Origin of the sequence: Vibrio sp. M260118 (assembly GCF_036533755.1) — a bacterium.
Taxonomy (GTDB): domain Bacteria; phylum Pseudomonadota; class Gammaproteobacteria; order Enterobacterales; family Vibrionaceae; genus Vibrio.
The window spans coordinates 1-18,486 of record NZ_JATABG010000028.1 but is presented as its reverse complement, the minus strand read 5'-3'; the positions used below and the strand labels follow the sequence as shown (position 1 = coordinate 18,486).

Annotated in this window: 23 protein-coding genes; 14 read left to right on the top strand and 9 right to left on the bottom strand. The window is 45.6% G+C overall.

Annotated elements, in window-relative coordinates; all coding sequences use genetic code 11:
* On the bottom strand, positions 1-1,317 hold a 1,317-nt coding region (locus tag QTO00_RS03630; protein WP_443088894.1), incomplete at its 3' end, for a tetratricopeptide repeat protein.
* Between the two features lie 11 nt (positions 1,318-1,328).
* The gene (gene queF, locus QTO00_RS03625; protein WP_331423021.1) at positions 1,329-2,174 is read right to left on the bottom strand and encodes an NADPH-dependent 7-cyano-7-deazaguanine reductase QueF; all 846 of its coding nucleotides are present in this window, start codon (positions 2,172-2,174) and stop codon (positions 1,329-1,331) included.
* 82 nt (positions 2,175-2,256) lie between these two features.
* Here queF and syd point away from each other — a divergent pair, with 82 nt between their 5' ends.
* Together syd and QTO00_RS03615 are read left to right on the top strand one after the other, a co-directional pair.
* Entirely contained in the window at positions 2,257-2,802 is a 546-nt protein-coding gene (syd, locus tag QTO00_RS03620) for a SecY-interacting protein (RefSeq protein WP_331423020.1), read from the top strand.
* Between the two features lie 2 nt (positions 2,803-2,804).
* Positions 2,805-3,581, top strand: coding sequence for a Zn-ribbon-containing protein (locus tag QTO00_RS03615; RefSeq protein WP_331423019.1), 777 nt, complete (start codon positions 2,805-2,807; stop codon positions 3,579-3,581).
* 25 nt (positions 3,582-3,606) lie between these two features.
* Here the strand turns inward: QTO00_RS03615 and QTO00_RS03610 are convergent, their stop codons facing one another.
* Genes QTO00_RS03610 through QTO00_RS03595 form a run of 4 tightly spaced genes read right to left on the bottom strand, consistent with a single transcriptional unit; the run spans position 3,607 to position 5,953 of the window.
* Positions 3,607-3,768, bottom strand: a complete 162-nt coding sequence (locus tag QTO00_RS03610; protein WP_331423017.1) for a DUF2897 family protein — start codon at positions 3,766-3,768, stop codon at positions 3,607-3,609.
* 5 nt (positions 3,769-3,773) lie between these two features.
* Complete coding sequence (locus QTO00_RS03605; protein WP_331423016.1) at positions 3,774-4,448, bottom strand: M15 family metallopeptidase; 675 nt, start codon at positions 4,446-4,448, stop codon at positions 3,774-3,776.
* A gap of 2 nt (positions 4,449-4,450) precedes the next feature.
* Positions 4,451-5,584, bottom strand: a complete 1,134-nt coding sequence (dapE, locus tag QTO00_RS03600; protein WP_331423015.1) for a succinyl-diaminopimelate desuccinylase — start codon at positions 5,582-5,584, stop codon at positions 4,451-4,453.
* 21 nt (positions 5,585-5,605) lie between these two features.
* The gene (locus tag QTO00_RS03595; protein WP_331423014.1) at positions 5,606-5,953 is read right to left on the bottom strand and encodes an ArsC family reductase; all 348 of its coding nucleotides are present in this window, start codon (positions 5,951-5,953) and stop codon (positions 5,606-5,608) included.
* Positions 5,954-6,180: 227 nt separating this feature from the next.
* Here QTO00_RS03595 and QTO00_RS03590 point away from each other — a divergent pair, with 227 nt between their 5' ends.
* On the top strand, positions 6,181-6,462 hold the full coding sequence (locus QTO00_RS03590; protein WP_038202598.1) for a winged helix-turn-helix domain-containing protein: 282 nt from the start codon (positions 6,181-6,183) through the stop codon (positions 6,460-6,462).
* A 70-nt stretch (positions 6,463-6,532) separates the two neighbouring features.
* Here the strand turns inward: QTO00_RS03590 and QTO00_RS03585 are convergent, their stop codons facing one another.
* Both QTO00_RS03585 and QTO00_RS03580 read right to left on the bottom strand, forming a co-directional pair.
* Entirely contained in the window at positions 6,533-6,877 is a 345-nt protein-coding gene (locus QTO00_RS03585) for a DUF4156 domain-containing protein (protein ID WP_331423013.1), read from the bottom strand.
* Positions 6,861-7,205, bottom strand: coding sequence for a DUF2956 domain-containing protein (locus QTO00_RS03580; RefSeq protein ID WP_331423012.1), 345 nt, complete (start codon positions 7,203-7,205; stop codon positions 6,861-6,863). The genes QTO00_RS03585 and QTO00_RS03580 overlap by 17 nt, the downstream gene beginning before the upstream one ends.
* Before the next feature lie 70 nt (positions 7,206-7,275).
* On the opposite strand from QTO00_RS03580, the gene QTO00_RS03575 reads away from it, so the two are divergent.
* Both QTO00_RS03575 and QTO00_RS03570 read left to right on the top strand, forming a co-directional pair.
* Positions 7,276-7,836 (top strand): TPR domain-containing protein, encoded by a 561-nt coding sequence (locus QTO00_RS03575; RefSeq protein WP_331423010.1) that lies wholly within the window; start codon positions 7,276-7,278, stop codon positions 7,834-7,836.
* Positions 7,837-7,869: 33 nt separating this feature from the next.
* Positions 7,870-8,535: an SDR family NAD(P)-dependent oxidoreductase gene (locus QTO00_RS03570; RefSeq protein ID WP_331423009.1), complete on the top strand. Its 666-nt coding sequence runs from the start codon at positions 7,870-7,872 to the stop codon at positions 8,533-8,535.
* Positions 8,536-8,604: 69 nt separating this feature from the next.
* On the opposite strand, the gene nrfA is transcribed toward QTO00_RS03570, so the two are convergent.
* Positions 8,605-9,990: an ammonia-forming nitrite reductase cytochrome c552 subunit gene (gene nrfA / locus QTO00_RS03565; RefSeq protein WP_443088895.1), complete on the bottom strand. Its 1,386-nt coding sequence runs from the start codon at positions 9,988-9,990 to the stop codon at positions 8,605-8,607.
* A 519-nt stretch (positions 9,991-10,509) separates the two neighbouring features.
* Between nrfA and nrfB the strand changes: the two genes are divergently transcribed.
* The 9 genes from nrfB to QTO00_RS03520 all read left to right on the top strand — a co-directional run bounded on the left by nrfB (position 10,510) and on the right by QTO00_RS03520 (position 18,432).
* Positions 10,510-11,103 (top strand): cytochrome c nitrite reductase pentaheme subunit, encoded by a 594-nt coding sequence (gene nrfB, locus QTO00_RS03560; RefSeq protein ID WP_331423007.1) that lies wholly within the window; start codon positions 10,510-10,512, stop codon positions 11,101-11,103.
* Between the two features lies 1 nt (position 11,104).
* Positions 11,105-11,791, top strand: coding sequence for a cytochrome c nitrite reductase Fe-S protein (gene nrfC / locus QTO00_RS03555; protein WP_331423005.1), 687 nt, complete (start codon positions 11,105-11,107; stop codon positions 11,789-11,791).
* A 2-nt stretch (positions 11,792-11,793) separates the two neighbouring features.
* Positions 11,794-12,765 carry a cytochrome c nitrite reductase subunit NrfD gene (gene nrfD, locus QTO00_RS03550; RefSeq protein ID WP_331423003.1) on the top strand — a complete coding sequence of 324 codons (972 nt, stop codon included), beginning with the start codon at positions 11,794-11,796 and terminating at the stop codon, positions 12,763-12,765.
* A 2-nt stretch (positions 12,766-12,767) separates the two neighbouring features.
* Positions 12,768-14,663 (top strand): heme lyase CcmF/NrfE family subunit, encoded by a 1,896-nt coding sequence (locus tag QTO00_RS03545; protein WP_331423001.1) that lies wholly within the window; start codon positions 12,768-12,770, stop codon positions 14,661-14,663.
* On the top strand, positions 14,641-15,180 hold the full coding sequence (locus QTO00_RS03540) for a DsbE family thiol:disulfide interchange protein (protein WP_331423000.1): 540 nt from the start codon (positions 14,641-14,643) through the stop codon (positions 15,178-15,180). Before QTO00_RS03545 ends, QTO00_RS03540 begins: the two co-directional genes overlap by 23 nt.
* Positions 15,177-15,635 carry a heme lyase NrfEFG subunit NrfF gene (gene nrfF / locus QTO00_RS03535; RefSeq protein ID WP_331422998.1) on the top strand — a complete coding sequence of 153 codons (459 nt, stop codon included), beginning with the start codon at positions 15,177-15,179 and terminating at the stop codon, positions 15,633-15,635. Before QTO00_RS03540 ends, nrfF begins: the two co-directional genes overlap by 4 nt.
* A 102-nt stretch (positions 15,636-15,737) precedes the next feature.
* Positions 15,738-16,196: a DUF2919 domain-containing protein gene (locus QTO00_RS03530; RefSeq protein ID WP_331422996.1), complete on the top strand. Its 459-nt coding sequence runs from the start codon at positions 15,738-15,740 to the stop codon at positions 16,194-16,196.
* A gap of 80 nt (positions 16,197-16,276) precedes the next feature.
* Positions 16,277-17,179 carry a Dyp-type peroxidase gene (locus tag QTO00_RS03525; protein ID WP_331422994.1) on the top strand — a complete coding sequence of 301 codons (903 nt, stop codon included), beginning with the start codon at positions 16,277-16,279 and terminating at the stop codon, positions 17,177-17,179.
* Positions 17,180-17,298: 119 nt separating this feature from the next.
* A complete protein-coding gene (locus QTO00_RS03520; RefSeq protein WP_331422992.1) occupies positions 17,299-18,432 on the top strand; it encodes a flagellin in 1,134 nt (377 codons plus the stop codon).
* The last annotated feature ends 54 nt before the right edge of the window (positions 18,433-18,486 follow it).

The following is an 18,486-nucleotide window of genomic DNA, read 5'->3' as shown; positions in this document are numbered from 1 at the left end:
GTTGTACTGTTTGAGGTAGTTTAACGCTTGCTGGTATTGACCGTTCAGCTCGTAGCCAAGATACAACATGTTGTAAGCTGATTTTTGCAAGCTGATGTCTTGAATATCTTTTGCAATATCCAGTGCTTGAGTGGCGCTATCAATGACCTTTTTCGGCAGTTTCTTATGTCGTGCTAGGCCAGCATCAAGCAGTAATGCATAAGCTTTAAGTTTTGGAATATCGGCGTATTGTAGAAGTTCCTGTGCACGCTCTAGGTATTGCTCCGTCAAAGGAAAATTTACTAGGTTCAAATAGGTCGCTGCAAGCGAGATTCGAATATCAATAACGCTCTCGATATTGTTCTGCAATCGCTCATGGTCCATCGCGTTAAAATAGTGGACTAACGCGAGGTTATATTTGCCTTGATAATAGTAGATATCACCCATACGTTTTAGTAGCGGAGCCAGAGCGGGAGAGTTTTCATAGTTATCATAAAAATCAGCGGCTTGAGAAAAGTGATCATTGGCTTTGTCGAGTACTTTACGATCATAGAAAAGTTGGCCAAGAATGCGGTTTACTTCTGCGAGTTGGCGCGCTGAGTCTGTCTCTATCGCGGTCCAGTAACTGATTAGTAGCTCCGATAAAGCACGGTTGTACTTCTTGTTGGCAAGTAGTTGCTTACCTACAGTGGTATGGTAGTCAATGATGGTATGGATAGACTTAGATTCGTCAACGTAGGGTTTAACCTCTTGGTATAGTTGAGTGGCCAGTTCCAAATTACCTTCAGTAGAGGCGACTTCGGCTTTCAGCATGGTTAATCGATACTTGAGGCCACGAGCCAACTGCTGTGGGTTCTCAATTTGGCTAAACTCTTGCTCGATCTCGTTCATGCTCTGTTGGGCAGCTTGCGCGTTGCCACTCAGATGCCATTTGAGCTTGGTTTCGACGAGTTTTAAGTCTATCAGCAAGTATGGCAGCTTATAGACGGTTGCCAGGTGCTTTGCCTCTTTGAGAATGTTGAGAGCTTCAGGCTCATTACCTAAGTTAGCTTCTGCGCGAGCCAGAATGCGTAGCGCATCTATAGTGCCACCGGGAGTTCTTGTTCGGTTGTCTGCTTCATCGCGAGAAATCGCTGACGGGCTCTTTTCCGTCTTATCGGTTAATGTACGTTGAGTTAAGTAGTTAGTTGCTAGTCGCTTTGCTTGCTCGGGTACAATATTAACTAGGCTGTTTGCTTCACTTAACAGCGCCGATGAGTATAGAGTATTTGCCCAGATAGGCGTTGCAACAAGAAACAACAAGGCGCCGATAAAGGGCTTCCAGCGTACATTAACCATTAAGTGACTTCCTATTGACGAGCCATGCGTTGATTGTGACTAGGTTGATTGCTTACGTTAGAACGATAAGGGTTAATATCAAGGCCACCACGGCGGGTATAACGAGCGTAAACAGTCAATAGCTCTGGCTGGCAGAACTCCATAATGTCAGTAAAGATACGCTCGACACACTGCTCATGAAACTCGTTATGTTCGCGGAACGATATTAGGTAGCGCAGCAGTGCTTCACGGTTGATCTGCTTACCCTTGTATTGAATCTCAACACTGCCCCAATCGGGTTGGTTAGTGATCAGGCAGTTCGACTTAAGTAGATGGCTGTGTAGTGTTTCTTCAACATCTTTTTCGGAGGCTGCGCCTGCCAATAAATTACGGTCAAACTTATAACTAGTGATTTCGATATCTTGTCCGTCGATGCACTCTCCACCCATAGTAACTACTAAGGAGTCAGTGTAATCCTCTACCGAGCGAACCGTTACCGATACGGCTTCTCCTGCGCAGGCAGAAAGATCTTTAACTAGCGTTTGTTCAACTTCATCCCATGAAGCAAAGCGGCTCTGGTTGAAACTGTTCAAGTATAGTTTAAATGATTTTGACTCAATCAGATTTGCGCTGGTGGCAGGGATAGAAACTTCACCGATCGCAACCTGAGGCAGCCCTTTTTCATTCAGCCAAGATAGCTCGTATAAGGTCCAGATATCGCAACCTTGGAAAGGCAGAGCATCGCCAAGATGCAAATCATCTCGGTTCAGGCTGCGGGGAACAGGTTGCAGTAGGTTTGGATCATATTGGTTTGAATACTCTGTCTTTTGACCTAGGGTCAGACCAGCAAGCTCTTTAGCGTCAGAATATTTGCTCATACTTTTGTTCGTTTTCTATTAGAATGGCGAGAATTTTACGCAATCCTGTCCTTAAAAGCGACCATTCATATTGGAGAATCAAATGGCAGACCATGCCCTGCAAGCTTTACACGCATTCAGTGAAAAATACCGTCAGGCTTATCTTGATGCACATGGCCATCTACCACGCAGCGAAGAGCTGGTGGATTTAGTCTCACCATGTGTTGAAGCAAAAACAGACGAAGCTGTTGAGTGGCAAGCGTATCAACGTGAGCAAGCTGCTGATTTTACCAATGTAGAAAACGGTATTGAGTTGACGCTACACCAAGATATTAAGACCTTTTATGGTTCTCAGTACAGTGCGGACATGGACGCGACTTGGCAAGGTAACGAGCTAACGCTACTGCAAGTTTGGAGCGACGATGATTTTGTGCGCTTGCAAGAGAACATTCTTGGTCATTTGGTGACTCAGCGCCGTTTGAAACTAAAACCAACGGTGTTTATTGGTGCGACTGACGCTGAGCTAGATGTTGTGTCCATCTGCAATATCACAGGTAACGTAGTCTTAGAGCGCTTAGGTACTGATAAGCGTGATGTGTTGGCGCAAGACATTGCTGAGTTTCTGGCGAACTTAGAGCCAGCGGTGTAACTATGTACGTTGTAGAACTCCAGTTTGAGTGTTTTGACAATACCACCGTCAGTGCTGTCGACAAGGCGATCAACGGCTTGATGGATGCGCTGCGCTACAATGGTCAGGTATTAGGTCGAGAGTTTCCAATTGTGATGGGCGATGGCGAGTTTTTTGTTCGGGTAGTGTGCCCAGAGCAAGACAGTCTTCACCCAAGCTATCACTCTGATTTCGTTAAGGTATGCCTAAATCGCTTATCTGACGCGAGTCTGTTGGCGCCGAAGATGCGTATGCTGGGCCGAGACCTCAACTCTGAGGAAGCGGCAGAAGATCAAGCGCCAAGCTGGCAGGTGTTGTACACCACTTATGTCCATACCTGTTCGCCACTGAGAAGTGGTGAAACCTTATTGCCAATTCCACTTTATCGTAATCCCCCGACACTAAATGGCGACCATAAAGCGGTAGTGAAATGGCAAACCGAGTGGCAAGCGTGCGATGAAATTCAGATGGCTGGTGGCTGTCGAGCGGAACACGCTGCACTGCATGAGATTTGCGATACCGACAGTGTGTTGTTCAAACGTGGCTGGGATTTGCGTGGTCGAATTGAATACATTACTCAAATTCCGACCTACTACTATCAGTACCGCGTTGGTGGCCAAAGCCTTGAGCAAGAGAAGGCACGTAAATGCCCGACATGTGGTGGTGAGTGGTTACTCGATGAGCCTGTACACGATATCTTCTACTTTAAGTGTGATGATTGCCGAATCGTCTCTAACATCTCTTGGGATCACTTAAAATAGTCGAAGCTAAATAAAAAGACCCGCGTTACTGAGGGTCTTGATCTGAATCTTCATCTGCCGTTTTAGGCTTTTTCTTCACCTGGCCAAACTTCATATTGGCTGTGTACTTAAGGGCCGCAATGTTTCCTATTACAACGCTCAAGACAATAACAATGATAACCCAAGGGTTGGTAAGCAGGTCTAACACAACGTTTATCTCGTAATGTTGCTAATAAAACGATTGTAGATGTTTTCAAGCTGTATTAACACAGTTTGCTTGCCTAAAATGGAAGCAGATCTGAGTTGCTGCGCTAGTGCTACGACATCAAGTTGTTGTAAACACTGCTCAGACACTGATTTATGGCTGATGTGCCAAGGTTCGATAGCTACTCCACCTTTGTCTTGTGCATAAGGAAAAAAGAACCCGTGCTGAGTTAGATTCGCTGTTAGCCATAGATAAAACTTGCTTTGATGCCCTGACAAGTACTCCCATGGCTCTAGCTTGAGAGTGGAGTCTTGCGGCAGGCTATCTCGGTCAAACACATCAAAGTCACAGCCCCAGTGATGGCGGCTACCTCCTGGAAGTGCTGACCAGCGCAGAATCGCTAACACTTTATCTGTTTCAGATAGTTGGCTTGTATCCATCACTTGGCTGTTGCTGTCCAAAATGTCAGTTTGTCCCGACATCTTGTTGTTCCAGATTGCCACCTGACGGTCAAAGTCTCGAAAGCCACTCGCGATATTAAGGTTAAATCCTGCGTCCGCGGCTGCCTGTTTTAGCGCGAGCAGATCTTGGCTCACCTTAGGGTGAACCAAGAACGCTTTTTGGCCGACAACGGTCTCAACTAAATGGCTGGTTGTTTGGCCTGTCAGTTGCTCTGGTGTCATGCTTAAACCAACAAGTTCTCTAGTGTTTTCTGATACATATCAGTCAGTTTTTCTAGGTCTGCAATTTTGACACACTCGTTCACTTTGTGGATAGTCGCATTTACCGGACCAAGCTCTACTACTTGACCACCCATGCGAGCGATAAATCGACCGTCAGAGGTGCCGCCTGTGGTAAGTAGCGCCGGTTTGGTTTGGTTAACGGTATCCACGGCATCGACAACTGCATCCAACAGTGCGCCTGTATCTGTTAAGAACGGGTCTCCATTGAATGTCCATTTTAGGTCGTAATCTAAATCATGCTTATCGAGTGTTTCAGTTACGCGCGATACAATCGCATCGTTGTTAAGCTCGGTGCTAAAACGTAAGTTGAACTGAACGTTAAATTCACCAGGGATGACATTCGAAGCACCAGTACCAGCATGCACATTAGGGATCTGGAAACTGGTTGGTGGGAAGTAGTCATTGCCCTTATCCCACTCAGTCGTCGCCAGTTCGTGAATGGCGAGTAGTGACTGATGAACCGGGTTGTTCGCTAGGTGAGGATAGGCCACGTGACCTTGTATCCCTTTGACGGTCAGATCGCCAGTAATTGAACCACGGCGACCATTCTTAACCACGTCACCGACAATTTCGGTACTCGATGGCTCTCCAACAATACACATGTCAATGTTTTCGCCACGGGCCATTAATGTTTCAACGACACGTACCGTACCATTGATAAACGGCCCCTCTTCATCAGAGGTGATTAGAAAACCGATTGAACCTTTATGGTCTGGGTGCTGTGCAATGAACTGCTCAACTGCAACGATCATGCTGGCTAGCGAGCCTTTCATATCGGCTGCTCCACGACCATGTAAGAAGCCGTCTTTGATGGTTGGTTCAAAAGGCGGAGTATCCCATAAATCCGGGTTGCCTGCTGGCACGACATCCGTATGTCCTGCAAAAGCAAATAGTGGTGCTTCGGTACCACGACGAGCCCAGAAGTTGGTTGTGTCTTCAAACACCATTACTTCAATTTCAAATCCTAGGGCTTTTAAGCGGTTGATCATCACCTCTTGGCAGCCTGCATCTTCCGGGGTTACTGATTGGCGACTGATGAAGTCTTTTGCGAGAGCCAGAGTAGGGCTATCTGTCATCCTTGAAATCCTTACTAAATATTATGAAAAAATGGCGTTGTATTGATCCGCTTTAAAGCCGAGATGGTAGTCATTACCAGAAACCAGAATAGGGCGTTTGATCATCGCTGGGTGCTCAACAAGCAGCTCAATTGCGTTCGCTTCATTGAGTGAGTCTTTTTGCTCTTGAGTCAGTTGGCGGTAGGTGGTGCCGCGTTTGTTGAGCACATTCTCCCAACCTAGCTGTTGGCAAAATGTTTCGACTAGTGCTTTGTCGATTCCTTGCTTGCGGTAATCGTGAAAACTGTACTCCACCCCTTGTGCTTCTAGACACTTCTTGGCTTTTTTAATTGTGTCGCAGTTTGGGATGCCATACACGGTAATTGTCATAGTTGAACCCTTTAAAGTGACTTTGGGGCGCATTGCCCTCGTTGTTTTCTAATGCGTTTTCTGCATCCTAGCAGGAAGTGGAGAGTGAGACAAAAGTGTGATGGATATAATTCATTCCGTAAAAAAAACAGTTTCACCTAGTTAGCGATCGTAGAGTTTTTGATCAAACGCAACACACTGGCGGGTAAAACAGAAATAATGACTCTAGAAATTACTAGGAGGTATCAATGGAATTGAGTCCTGTTTTTGCGAGGCGCTTGTATCTTGCACTACTGGTTGAAAATCTAGAGCGCCCAAATGTGCCGAAACTGATTGAGCAAACAGGCTGGCCACGACGCACTATTCAAGATGTAATAAAGGCCTTGCCGGGCATTGGCATTGAACTGATGTTTGTCCAAGACGGTCGACGTCACAATGACGGTTATTATCAGTTGTCTGATTGGGGCCCATTTGACAGTCAGTGGGTAATGGAGAGACAAACAGATATCGCATCGAGCCTTGGCTTTTAGAACTACGATTTACAATACCTAGCGTTTAGGCGCTAGGTATTTTGTTTTTAGCGATACTTTTTTAGCGGTGCTATTTTGGGCAGTGGTAGGCATTGCCCATGACAGTAAAGGAGGTAACAAAGTCTTGTGGTGAAATTAAATAGACGGTGTTAGCTCCTAGCTCGTATGCTTGGTTCTTGGCTTCATTCAATGCACCACGTATCATCACGTCATTGGCAAAGAACAGATAGTTGTACCAATGACCTTCACTTCCTGTTATCTCGCCGAGCCATTGGCAATCATCTGCGTCAAATTGAGCATCGATCCTTAAGTGGATCGCGCTGGCATCTGGGTGTAGTTCGGTTGTTGGCGTCGCGCAGCCCGCGAGCATTCCAAGCGAGACTATTGCAACAGCGTATTTAGCTCTGGCTAACATAGGCGATAAATCCTATCCAACTAATGATGAGTAGCGCCCAAGGTAAAATCGCTGGTTGTGCTCTCACGGTTTGGTTTTCTGCTTCTACTTGAGCAGTTTGGTTACTCACTTGTTCCACATTTTTCTTTGCTTTTTGTGCTTTTTTCTTGGCTTTGTCAGCTTGACGAGAGCGTTCTTTCTGCTGTTTTTTATACTGAGCAATGCCTTTTTCAATCCCTTGAGCAATCAGTTTAGTCTGCTCTTTGGTTTGACCGGGTTTCTGTGTTGCTTTGGCAATCTTCATCGCTTCTTGCTGCGTTTGCTCTGAGGGCACAACTTTGTTTTTCATAGTGATAGGATCTAATAGGGTCTGCTAGTTCAAAGACATATATGTGTTAACAGGATATACTGAGTTCGTGATGAACAAAAGTGTTGGAGTGCTGATGAAGCGGACATTGGTCGCCAGTTTGATAATTGCTGCGCCGATCTTTTATTGGCTGCAAGGTCAAGCGCCTGAGCCTATTGCAGAGTTAGAACCTCAGCCGACGCATCAAGAGTGGATGCACGAACTACAAAGCCAATTGAAGCAAGATCCAAATCAGGCAGAGTTATGGTTTCAACTCGGGCATGGCTATTTAAATAATCAAGACTTCTCATCAGCATTGACCTGCTTTGACTATGTGATTCGCTTAAGTGAACAACCCTCGGCCAATCAGTTTGCTGCAAAAGCAACCTCTCTTTACTATGTCCGCAAGCAGATTATGACCGATGAGGTTTCACAACTGCTTGAGCAAGCCTTAACCCTTGAGCCTGCCAACGTGACTGCTTTGACTTTGATTGCAAACGATCATTTTATTAGTTTTCGCTATCAGCAAGCGGTAGACACCTGGACCAAGTTGCTTGACTCACACAATCCAGACTTAGATCGCGAAGCGATTATCCACTCTTTGAACCAAGCAAAATCGTTTATTAAAGGCTAAGCTGCGTGTTTAAGAAATGAAAAAGGAACTGTCATGATATTAATCACCGGCGCGAGTAGTGGCCTTGGTGCAGCGTTAGCGAAACTGTACGATAGCAACGGCGAGAAAGTGCACTTAATTGGTAGGAGTGAGCAGAAGTTAACTAACATACACAGCCAGTTGTCTTCACAAGCAACTTATCAAGCTTGTAATCTTGCTAGCCACATCGATGTGCAAGCTATGTTTGAACAGCTTGAAGAACTCCCGACGAAGATCATTCACTGCGCGGGGAGTGGTTACTTCGGCTTGCTTGAAGATCAAAACCCAGAGCGCATAGAAGAGTTGATAGCAAACAACCTTACTACTGCCATCAATACAGTGCGAGAGTCTGTGAAGCGTTTTAAAGATCAGCCTGTTACCTTGACCATGGTGATGTCAACGGCGGCTCAGCAGCCCAAAGCCCAAGAATCAACGTATTGCGCGGTGAAGTGGGCAGTGAAAGGTTTGATTGAATCAGTTCGTATGGAGCTAAAAGGTTACCCAATGAATATTGTTGCCGTTTATCCAGGAGGAATGGCAACAGAGTTTTGGGCTACAAGTGGAAAAGAGCTCGATACTCAGAGTTTTATGTCAGCAGACGATGCCGCGCTTATGATTCATAGTTCGCTTAAGGGTATTGGTAATGGTTATGTTTCAGATATAACCGTCAACCGTAGATAGATTTTATACTTTTACTAAAACAAACAAAGCCAGCTTAAGCTGGCTTTGTTTATTGTTGCTTGTTCGAGGTTATTTCTCGTAACTCGCTTCGCGTTTCTCTGCAGCTTTCTCCCACTCTGGAACAACAGTTTTTAAGAAGTTCTCTTTGTCTGCGTTCATCTTATCCATATCCATCCCCAGTGCTTTTTGCGCTGCGGCTTTGGTTGAAATATCTGGGATCTCGATTGGCTCGGGAATGCCTTTTTTCGCGAGCAGACGAACCAGTTTAGTACGAGCGTCAGCAGCACGGTCTACCGCAGTACCTAGCACTTCAAGCGCAACTTCAGGGGCATGCATGTGAACACCGTGTGATGCGATTGCGTAGTCCCAACGCCATTGCGCATGACGGATATCTTGAAGAATATCTTTCATCTCAGCTTCGGTCGCGCCAGCATCCCACGCAGCACCGGCTTCAAAGTGTGCAGCAACGATCTGTTTCTCAGCTGTTAGCTTCATGTTTAGGACTTGAGCTTTGCGGCTAGATACGATTTCACGTAGCTGATCTTTTGATTGGGTATGACAGCTAGCACAAGTATCTTCGAAACGGTCAAATGGATTGCCTACTTTATGGTCAGTGTATACGGTGCCATCTTCTTTGGTTACTTTTGGCATATGACAGTCGACACAAACAACGTTGTTCTTGCCGTGAATGCCATCACGCCATGTTTCGTAACCTGGGTGCTGTGTTTTTAGCATCGGTGCTTTAGAGACTTTGTGCGTCCAGTCTTTAAAGCCAAGCGCATCGTAGTACTGCTCCATTTCATCAACCGTGGTACCCATATCCCAAGGGAATTTGACCGATTTGTTCGGGCCAGTGAAGTAGTATTCAACGTGACATTGAGCACAGACTGAAGCTTGCTGATCTAAACGAGATTGTTGTTCAAAAGGTTTGTCAATCGCTTGGAATGCTCGCTCTACATAAGGTTTGGCTAAAGCAAGGGCTGGTTCACCGTTTTTGAATGCTTCGCTACGAGTATCGTGACAGTCGGCACAGCCAATAGGGTTGGCAATCTGATCACCTAGTCGAGCCCACTTACCTTCAAAGTAGCCATCTTCACCGCGCTCATCGATCACACGGCCGACGTCTGGGCTTTTACAGCTCCAACACGCCATTGGCATTGGGCCTGACTTTTCATCGGTAGGTGCGCCTGTACGTAGGGTCTGACGAACGTCATCAAGTGCATAGAAGTGGCCGCGTGCTTTATTGTAGTCTTTAGCGAAGCCGTAACCGGCCCAAAGAATCACCATGTTTGGGTCTTCCGCTAGGGCGTCTTCGATATGTTCACTTTCAGAGGTGGCTTTCCAAGAGTGGTATTGATCTGGGTGTTGCTGCTCGTAAGCGTCGTTGCGTGGATCAATCAAGCCTTTTTCTTCGGATGCAGCAAAGCTTGCGACACTCACTAACGAGGTTGCCACGATTGCTAATGCTGCAGCGGATTTTGGTATCCAATGCAATTTATTCACAGTGCTATCTCCGTATTCTGTTTTTATAAGCAGCGTTGTGAACTGGCTATATTCCAAACTAAGAATTGGAGAACTGAAATATATTGTAATAAATGGAAATAAAATAAATAACTTAGTGATAGGTGATAATTGTTCGAGATCAATTTTAGTCAGTGATCCAGTTCAAATTAGTTCTTATATACCTCTTTGGGGTTATTAGAAAATACTAGTCATGAAATGAAACTTATTATCATCAATGACTTGTGCTTTTATCCCTTTTATATATAGGGTGATGGAGATCGAATTTTGAACAGTTCTGCCTGCCTGTTAAGTATTAGAGGAGTAATATTATATTTAATAGCGTTGTGGCTTATCCAAAATAAGAATTGATCTCATTTGTCGTGTTCTTAATACGTCGAAGGATTTTAATTTTTAACCGTATTTAATTTGTTGGCTGTTTTACAAATTAAAGCGGAATAAGGAAAGGATAATATGGGCAATATAAAGTTGGCCATAGTCATAATGCTTAAGTCTCTTCTAGCATTCTGCCTCTATGGTTATTCTCTTCATGCCGTTGCCGACACTTCAACAGTGCAGTCTGAAGACAAATCAGCACGTCATGAAGTCACGCTTATCCGTGACAAGGATTACAAGTGTATTCAATGTCATAAGGATTCCCAGCAGACTGTTCATCAAACGCATACTACTGAGAAGTTTAGCGAGATAGGTAAAACGCTAAACTGTACCACTTGTCACGGCAATATCGGCCCAGACCACCGTGAAGGCGCTCCCGTTGTGACGAAATACGCCTCGGCTCAATCGCAAATGGGTAGCAATAAAATCCAGATGCCGCATCAAGGTATCCTAGATGCCAACAGTCAGTGCACTAACTGTCATACGTCCGAGACGTTGCATGAAGCGAGCTGGACTCATGACGTGCATGCGAAAAATCTTACCTGCTCTAACTGCCACGCTGTTCATGCAGAGAAAAAATCCAAGATTCTTAGCCTAGAACGCAAGGATAAGATCAAAATGTGTGTGGACTGTCACTCGGACATCACCCAGTTAAAAGAAGAGGAGAAGTAGTATGAGTTGCTCAAGACGAAACTTCTTAACGGGTGCTGGTGCCGTTATTTTTACTACAGGTGTCGCTGGTACTGCCGTTCTAAATAGCCGCAAAACATTAGCTAATGTTGAGCAAGAGGGCCAAGTCCGCTATGGCATGATCCACGATGAAACCGCATGTATTGGCTGTACTGCTTGTACGGACGCGTGTCGTGAAGTGAATAAGGTGCCTGAAGGTGTCTCACGCCTTGAGATTATCCGTAGCGAGCCACAAGGTGAGTTCCCGAATGTTGATTACCGTTTTACTCGCAAATCTTGCCAACATTGTGAAAATCCGCCGTGTGTTTATGTCTGTCCTACAGGTGCTGCTTATAAAGATGAAGAGACAGGCATTATCGACGTTCATAAAGAGAAATGTGTCGGTTGTGGTTACTGTCTAGCGGCTTGTCCGTATCAAGTGCGCTTCTTCAACCCTGAAGACAAGTCGGCGGACAAATGTAACTTCTGCCGTGATACTAATCTGGCGCAGGGTAAGTTGCCTGCTTGTGTTGAGTCGTGTCCGACGAAGGCTCTGGTATTTGGTGACCTTAATGATCCAAACAGTGAGATTAACAAGGTACTCAACACCGAAGTTGTATATCGAGACAAGGTACATCTAGGGACTCAGCCTAAGTTGTATAAAGTGCCTCATCAGAAAGGGGAGATTTGATAATGAATGGTTTTGAAAGTGCATTCCACTTCGACTCTCTGGTGTGGGACTGGATTATCGCTGTTTATCTGTTCTTAGCAGGTATGTCGGCAGGTGCCGTTATGATCGCTCTGTACTTAAGACGTAAAGTCATCGAGGGTGATCCATCGAATAACGGTATTTTGAAAGCAATGGCATGGCTTGCCCCATTTGGCATTATCTCGGGCCTAACGATTTTGATTTTCCACCTCACCAAACCGCTAGAGTTCTGGAAGATCATGATCTATTTCAACATGGACTCGGTCATGTCGATGGGTGTCATCCTATTCCAAGTGTACATGGCGGTATTGTTCATTTGGATTGGGGTTCTATTCCGCCATCAGATCATTAGTTTTGCTGAGGGTAAACTGCCGGGTAAGTTGCTCGATTTCGTCGATGGCTTCCTGATCAAATCGGGTAAGTTCAACAACGCGATTGAACTGTTTTTGGGCTTCTTGGCCGTGGTACTGGCGGCTTATACTGGCTTCCTATTGTCAGCCTTAAAAACCTACCCAATGTTAAATAACCCTGTATTACCGATTCTGTTCTTGTTCTCAAGCTTGTCTTCGGGCGCTGCAGCGTGTTTGATGTTTGGTATTTTGCTGTTCAAAGAGCCTGCTACAAGCCCAAGCGTTTCTTGGGTGCACAGCTTTGAGCGTCCAGTCGTGATGTTTGAACTGTTCGTGCTGGTGACCTTCTTTACAGGTTTAATCTTTAGCGGCGGCCAAAATGAAGTGGCAGCATGGAATGCGATCGGTGGTGGATTCTGGTCTAACTGGTTTTGGTTTGGTGTGGTGTTGATTGGTATGTTGTTGCCATTGACGCTTAACTTAGTAACGCCAAAAGAGACGCGCCATAACGGTGGCTACATCTTTATGGTGACTACGCTGAGTTTGGTTGGTGTGTTGATGTTACGTACCTTTATCCTCTATGCAGGCCAAATGACGGTCGTATAAATATGGTAGGAGAGCTAGGACATTTTGCGTTAACTTGGGTAACCGTTTCGAGCACAGTTAGCGCAGGTGTGTATGCATGGCAGAAATGGCAGCAACGCACATCTCCTCTCTCCATCCAATATCTTACAAGGCTCAATGGAGTAGTCGCTTCATTGAGCCTTATTTTGTTAGCTTACCTATTTGTTGCTGATCAGTTTCAGTTTCACTATGTGGCTTCTCACTCTAATTCTGCATTGCCAATTTTCTTTAAGATTGCTGCGGTGTGGGGCGGCCATGAAGGCTCAATGCTGTTCTGGGTATTTACCTTGGCGTTGTGGTCAGCGTGTATATCTTTTGTTCGCAAAGCAGAGCGAAGTTACCTAGATGATGTTCAGTGGGTGATGCTGCTGTTTGTTGCCGCATTCGGCTGGTTCACCTTAATCTCTTCTAATCCATTTTCCTATTCGCAAGTCTGGCTAGATCAAGGGCGAGACCTCAATCCTATGTTGCAAGATGTCGGGCTTATTTTCCATCCTCCTCTGCTTTACCTTGGTTATATTGGTTTCTCTACCGTATTGGCGTTCGCCCTAGCCGCGTTGATGCAGAAGAGATTCGTTGAGGGTTGGGTAAAACTGGCGACGCCTTGGGCGATCTCTGCTTGGGCTTTTTTAACCCTAGGGATATTGGTTGGCTCTTGGTGGGCATACAATGAACTCGGTTGGGGAGGCTGGTGGTTCTGGGACCCGGTTGAAAATGCCTCTCTGCTCTCATGGTTAACAGGGACAGGGCTACTCCATGCCATGCTCGCTGCAAGGCGTCATGAGCAACAAAAACGCACCGCGTTGGCGCTTGCTCTGGTCACCTTCAGCTTAAGTATTTTAGGTACCTTCGTTGTTCGTTCGGGCGTATTAACCTCAGTCCATGCCTTCGCTGTTGACCCTGGTAAAGGGATTGCCTTGCTAGCTATTCTTGGCCTGAGCTTGATTGGCTCATTTGCCCTTTTGTTTGAGCGCGGCGAGGGCATACAGAGCTCATCGGTGCGATCGATTCTCAGTCGAAGCTATTTGGCTATTCTGGCTGTTGGTTTGCTTGCGGTGGCGACGTTTACTGTGTTCCTTGGCACCTTTTACCCAATGGGTTATGAGCTGTTAGGGTTAGGCTCAGTTTCCGTTGGCGCGCCATACTTCAATACGCTCTTCTTACCTCTCACTTTGATGGCGCTTGCACTCATGGGCTTAGTGCCGATGCTTAAGTGGCACCAAGGGGGCGACTATTCGACCCTCAATATAGCGCTGATATTGGTCACCTCTCTTGTGCTTGGAGCATTACTGTATTGGTTACAAGAGACTTGGTTTGCACCTATGGTCGCTTTGGTATGGGGGCTGAGCACTTGGGTCGTGGTAAGTCATATTCTACTGGTGAACAAATACCGTAAACTGACTTTTATGGTGTTTGCTCATATTGGGTTAGCAATCAGCTCGGTGGGAGCGGTGATGAACGCCGAGCACTCCTATGAGGTTAATCGTAAAATGTCGCCAGGTACACAAGCCGATTTTGGCGCATGGCAGGTTGAATACCTTGAGACTCATTGGTTGATTGGCCCTAACTATACTGCTGAGCAGGCCGAGCTACTATTTTCCACCGCTGATGTGAGCTTTAGGCTTAGTCCCGAACGTCGCCATTACCCGGTGCGTGTGATGAACATGAGCGAACCGGCTATCAAGTCTTTTTGGCACGGTGATTTTTACGTCACCTTAAGTAGCAAAGTGGATGAGCGCTCTTACGCGGTCAAGATTCAATATAAGGCCTACATTAGTTGGATTTGGGGTGGAGCACTGGTGGCCATGTTCGGTGCTGTGGTACCTTGTTTATCTCGTCGCAAAGAGGGAGTGACGCATGGCGTGGTCAAGCAAGCGTAAAATTGGACTGTTTTCAGCGCTATTACTTCTGTTTATCGGGTTTCTTGTCGCTGGGCTTAACAATGAGAGTTTTGGCCCGGGTAGTCAGCCGGTGGTTCGGCAGTTTCCTAATCTTGAAGTCAAACTGTTAGCTGATCACACAGAGACTCAAAGTCAGCAACTATTCACTCAAGACTATCAGCTAGTGAATGTATGGGCGTCATGGTGTGGTGTGTGTAAAAAGGAGCACGCTTACCTCAATCAATTAGAGGCGCAGGGGATTGCCATTATTGGCTTCAACTACCGCGATCGATACTCTGGAGCCGTGAACTATTTGGCTCAGTTGGGCAATCCCTACCGTGATGTGATTTACGATCCTAAAGGCTTATTAGCCCTTGAGTTAGGTGTTGTCGGTACGCCAGAAACTTATCTGGTTAAGCAAAGTGGTGAAATTGTCTACAAACATCTAGGTGTACTTAACGAACGAGTATGGCAAAAGCACTTTGCGCGTTTTTTTAACCAAGAGGTTAATGGATGAGACCGAACTTTCGTTTCGTTACGCTGATTGTTGGACTGGTGATGAGTTCGTTTTTAACCAGTGCATTTGCCGCGGATCAAGACCTTTTTTCCCCCGCAACCAAAGAGCAAAATGCTCAGGTAGAGCTGTTCGAATTTAGCTCTGCTGAAAAACAAAAAGTGGCGCTCGAACTTGCCAAATCATTACGTTGTCCTCAGTGCCAAAATCAGAACTTGGTCGAATCTAACTCGCCTATCGCAAAAGACTTACGCTTGATTGTGTTTCGTAAAATCAACCAAGGCCAAACCGAACAAGAGGTGATTGACTTTATGACGGCTCGATATGGCGAGTTTGTCCGTTACAAGCCGTCGTTTAATCTTGCCAATGCTCTGCTGTGGCTGATGCCGATCGGATTGTTATTACTCTTCCTACTGCTGTCGCTCAAGCGAGTGCGTGCCAATCAAGCGCCAAGATAATCAATACTCTTTTGTCTATTGGATTAATACGCAAGAACTAATGGCGAATTGGATAAATTGGTATAGAGTAAGGGGTTACGAAGTAAAAACAGCGATAAAGCAGTGCGTTACGCGATAGAACAATATGATAAACACGGCTTTCTTAAAGCACCTAAGCTCGTTTGGTTGGCATGGTTGTTTTTAGCCAAAGCTTGGGTGGTGTTTGTGGTAGCAGGCGCTAGTCGAGATAGCGGTAGTAAAATTCTACAGATCGTTTATCCCGATCACACCATGCTTTACCTAGGTTTAGCTATGGGCATTCCTAGTATACTTTTAATGTGGATGGTGAGTTTGCGCAGCCCAGAACGTTCATGGCTGAATAAGATTGTTGCCTATGGGCGTGGTATTACTTTAGTCACCGCCACTGCTCAATTATCGCAAACCCTGTACCACATCTACCTTGTTCACGGTGCGTTTAGCTGGGCAAACGGTGCGGTAATGCTGCTTCTGCTGTGGTTAATTATCTACTTCGTTAAGAGTCGGAGCGTTAAAGATTGTTTTCAGAATGTTCCGACAACCTAATTTAAGTAATTGATGATCATTATCAAAACATTGCTAATTATTCAAAATACACTGAGCAAAAATCGAGTGAGGAACTAATAATGTCATACCCTCAAAGTGCCATTCTTCCTGAAGCGGGTCCTTTCGCACAATACACATTGCTTAAGGTCAACCAAAATGAATCGTCTATATTGCAGCAGCTACAAGCTCTGCCAGCGTTGGTTGATGAACTTAATGCCCAGCAGCCTGGTGCAGAACTAACACTCTCTATCGCATTCACCAAAGCGTTTTGGAGCAAGCTTAATGTTTCTGTTCCTCAAGAGCTGATTGACTTTCCTACTTTGGGAGAAGGTGATGTCGTTGCGCCAAGTTCAGATGTTGATGTGCTTATCCACTGTCACTCAAATCGTCATGACCTCCATTTCTATTTGCTGCGTAAGTTCTTTGCTGAAGTCGCAGAGAGCGTTGCTGTTGTCGATGAAACATATGGTTATCGCTACTTAGATTCGCGCGACATGACGGATTTCATTGATGGTACCGAAAATCCGAAAGAAGCTCAGCGCGAAGAGGTAGCGATTATTCCCCAAGGTGAGTTTGCCGGTGGTAGCTATGTGATGGTACAACGCTTCATTCACAACTTGCCGTCTTGGAATCGCCTGAATGTTTCAGCGCAAGAGAAGGTGATTGGCCGTACTAAGCCTGACTCAATTGAGCTAGATGATGTACCTGCAGCTTCTCACGTGGGACGTGTCGACATTAAAGAAGAGGGCAAAGGCTTGAAGATTGTTCGTCATAGCTTGCCTTACGGTAGTGTTTCTGGTGAGCATGGCCTACTATTCATTGCCTACTGTAATACGCTGCATAACTTTAAAGCCATGCTAGAGAGTATGTACGGTGTCACTGATGGCAAGACAGACCAACTGTTGCGCTTTACTAAAGCGGTAACGGGTGCTTATTTCTTTGCGCCTAGCAATGAAATGCTAGCAGAGTTAAACCTAAAGTAAGCCTATAAACCACCAAATCTAATTCAATTGAAGCCGAGCAGAAATGTTCGGCTTTTTTGTTAAAGAAATTCAGTCTCAGCCGATAAAGAGGGTGACCCGAAAAAGGATGACATCATTTTATGACCATTACTGTGAATACCAATGTTTCAGCGATGACAGCGCAGCGCCATTTGAGCAATGCGACAGAGATGCTGAACCAATCACTGGAGAGGCTATCTTCAGGGTACCGTATTAATAGTGCAAAAGATGATGCGGCTGGATTGCAGATCTCTAATCGTCTAGAGTCACAATTGCGTGGTTTAGATGTCGCGGTGCGTAATGCCAATGATGGTATCTCCATTATGCAGACCGCTGAGGGCGCGATGAGTGAAACCACCAATCTTTTGCAACGAATGAGAGATCTCTCGCTACAATCAGCTAATGGTTCGAACAGCCGAGCTGAGCGAATGGCGCTGCAAGAGGAAATGACCGCTTTAAACGACGAATTAAACCGAATCGCTGAAACGACCTCTTTTGGTGGTCGGAAGTTGCTTAATGGTTCGTTTGCTTCTTCCTCATTTCAGATTGGTGCGAGCTCCGGTGAAGCCGTGCAGGTTTCATTGAAGAACATGCGTTCTGATAGCATAGATATGGGCGGGTTTAGCTACATCGCTGATGCCAAAGCCGATGACGCCTGGCAAGTGAGTCAAGGCAGTCAGATGTTGAATATGCAGTATACCAATGCCTTCGGAGAGCAAGAGACGATTCAAATCAAAGCCAAAGTGGGAGATGATATTGAAGAGCTTGCGACCTATATCAATGGACAAACTGATAAAGTCTCGGCATCTGTCAATGAAGATGGTCAACTACAGCTATTTATGGCAGGCAGTGAAACCTCTGGAACCCTCTCATTCTCTGGTAGTTTAGCTAATCAGCTCAATATGGGGCTGTCTGGGTACGAGTCAGTTGATAACTTAGATATCTCCAAGGTCGGAGGGGCTCAGCGGGCGGTATCTGTGATTGATACGGCATTGCAATATGTTGATAGTCATCGAGCTGAACTCGGGGCGATGCAGAATCGCTTTAGTCATGCGATTAACAACTTATCTAATGTGAATGAGAACCTTTCAGCATCGAACAGTCGTATTAAAGATACCGACTACGCAAAAGAGACAACTCAGATGATCAAGCAGCAGATTCTGCAGCAGGTCAGTACATCCATACTTGCGCAGGCTAAGCAGCAGCCCAATTTAGCGTTAACGCTACTGGGTTAATTCTCAAAAAAGAGAATGTTATCGACAGACGAATCGATAGCTTTAGTGAAAAAA

Excerpts from the sequence above, each read along its gene's own strand:
- queF (WP_331423021.1), bottom strand. The coding sequence starts at position 2,174 with ATGAGCAAATATTCTGACGCTAAAGAGCTTGCTGGTCTGACCCTAGGT.
- syd (WP_331423020.1), top strand. The coding sequence starts at position 2,257 with ATGGCAGACCATGCCCTGCAAGCTTTACACGCATTCAGTGAAAAATAC.
- QTO00_RS03615 (WP_331423019.1), top strand. The coding sequence starts at position 2,805 with ATGTACGTTGTAGAACTCCAGTTTGAGTGTTTTGACAATACCACCGTC.
- QTO00_RS03605 (WP_331423016.1), bottom strand. The coding sequence starts at position 4,448 with ATGACACCAGAGCAACTGACAGGCCAAACAACCAGCCATTTAGTTGAG.
- dapE (WP_331423015.1), bottom strand. The coding sequence starts at position 5,584 with ATGACAGATAGCCCTACTCTGGCTCTCGCAAAAGACTTCATCAGTCGC.
- QTO00_RS03595 (WP_331423014.1), bottom strand. The coding sequence starts at position 5,953 with ATGACAATTACCGTGTATGGCATCCCAAACTGCGACACAATTAAAAAA.
- QTO00_RS03590 (WP_038202598.1), top strand. The coding sequence starts at position 6,181 with ATGGAATTGAGTCCTGTTTTTGCGAGGCGCTTGTATCTTGCACTACTG.
- QTO00_RS03585 (WP_331423013.1), bottom strand. The coding sequence starts at position 6,877 with ATGTTAGCCAGAGCTAAATACGCTGTTGCAATAGTCTCGCTTGGAATG.
- QTO00_RS03580 (WP_331423012.1), bottom strand. The coding sequence starts at position 7,205 with ATGAAAAACAAAGTTGTGCCCTCAGAGCAAACGCAGCAAGAAGCGATG.
- QTO00_RS03575 (WP_331423010.1), top strand. The coding sequence starts at position 7,276 with ATGAACAAAAGTGTTGGAGTGCTGATGAAGCGGACATTGGTCGCCAGT.
- QTO00_RS03570 (WP_331423009.1), top strand. The coding sequence starts at position 7,870 with ATGATATTAATCACCGGCGCGAGTAGTGGCCTTGGTGCAGCGTTAGCG.
- nrfB (WP_331423007.1), top strand. The coding sequence starts at position 10,510 with ATGGGCAATATAAAGTTGGCCATAGTCATAATGCTTAAGTCTCTTCTA.
- nrfC (WP_331423005.1), top strand. The coding sequence starts at position 11,105 with ATGAGTTGCTCAAGACGAAACTTCTTAACGGGTGCTGGTGCCGTTATT.
- nrfD (WP_331423003.1), top strand. The coding sequence starts at position 11,794 with ATGAATGGTTTTGAAAGTGCATTCCACTTCGACTCTCTGGTGTGGGAC.
- QTO00_RS03545 (WP_331423001.1), top strand. The coding sequence starts at position 12,768 with ATGGTAGGAGAGCTAGGACATTTTGCGTTAACTTGGGTAACCGTTTCG.
- QTO00_RS03540 (WP_331423000.1), top strand. The coding sequence starts at position 14,641 with ATGGCGTGGTCAAGCAAGCGTAAAATTGGACTGTTTTCAGCGCTATTA.
- nrfF (WP_331422998.1), top strand. The coding sequence starts at position 15,177 with ATGAGACCGAACTTTCGTTTCGTTACGCTGATTGTTGGACTGGTGATG.
- QTO00_RS03525 (WP_331422994.1), top strand. The coding sequence starts at position 16,277 with ATGTCATACCCTCAAAGTGCCATTCTTCCTGAAGCGGGTCCTTTCGCA.
- QTO00_RS03520 (WP_331422992.1), top strand. The coding sequence starts at position 17,299 with ATGACCATTACTGTGAATACCAATGTTTCAGCGATGACAGCGCAGCGC.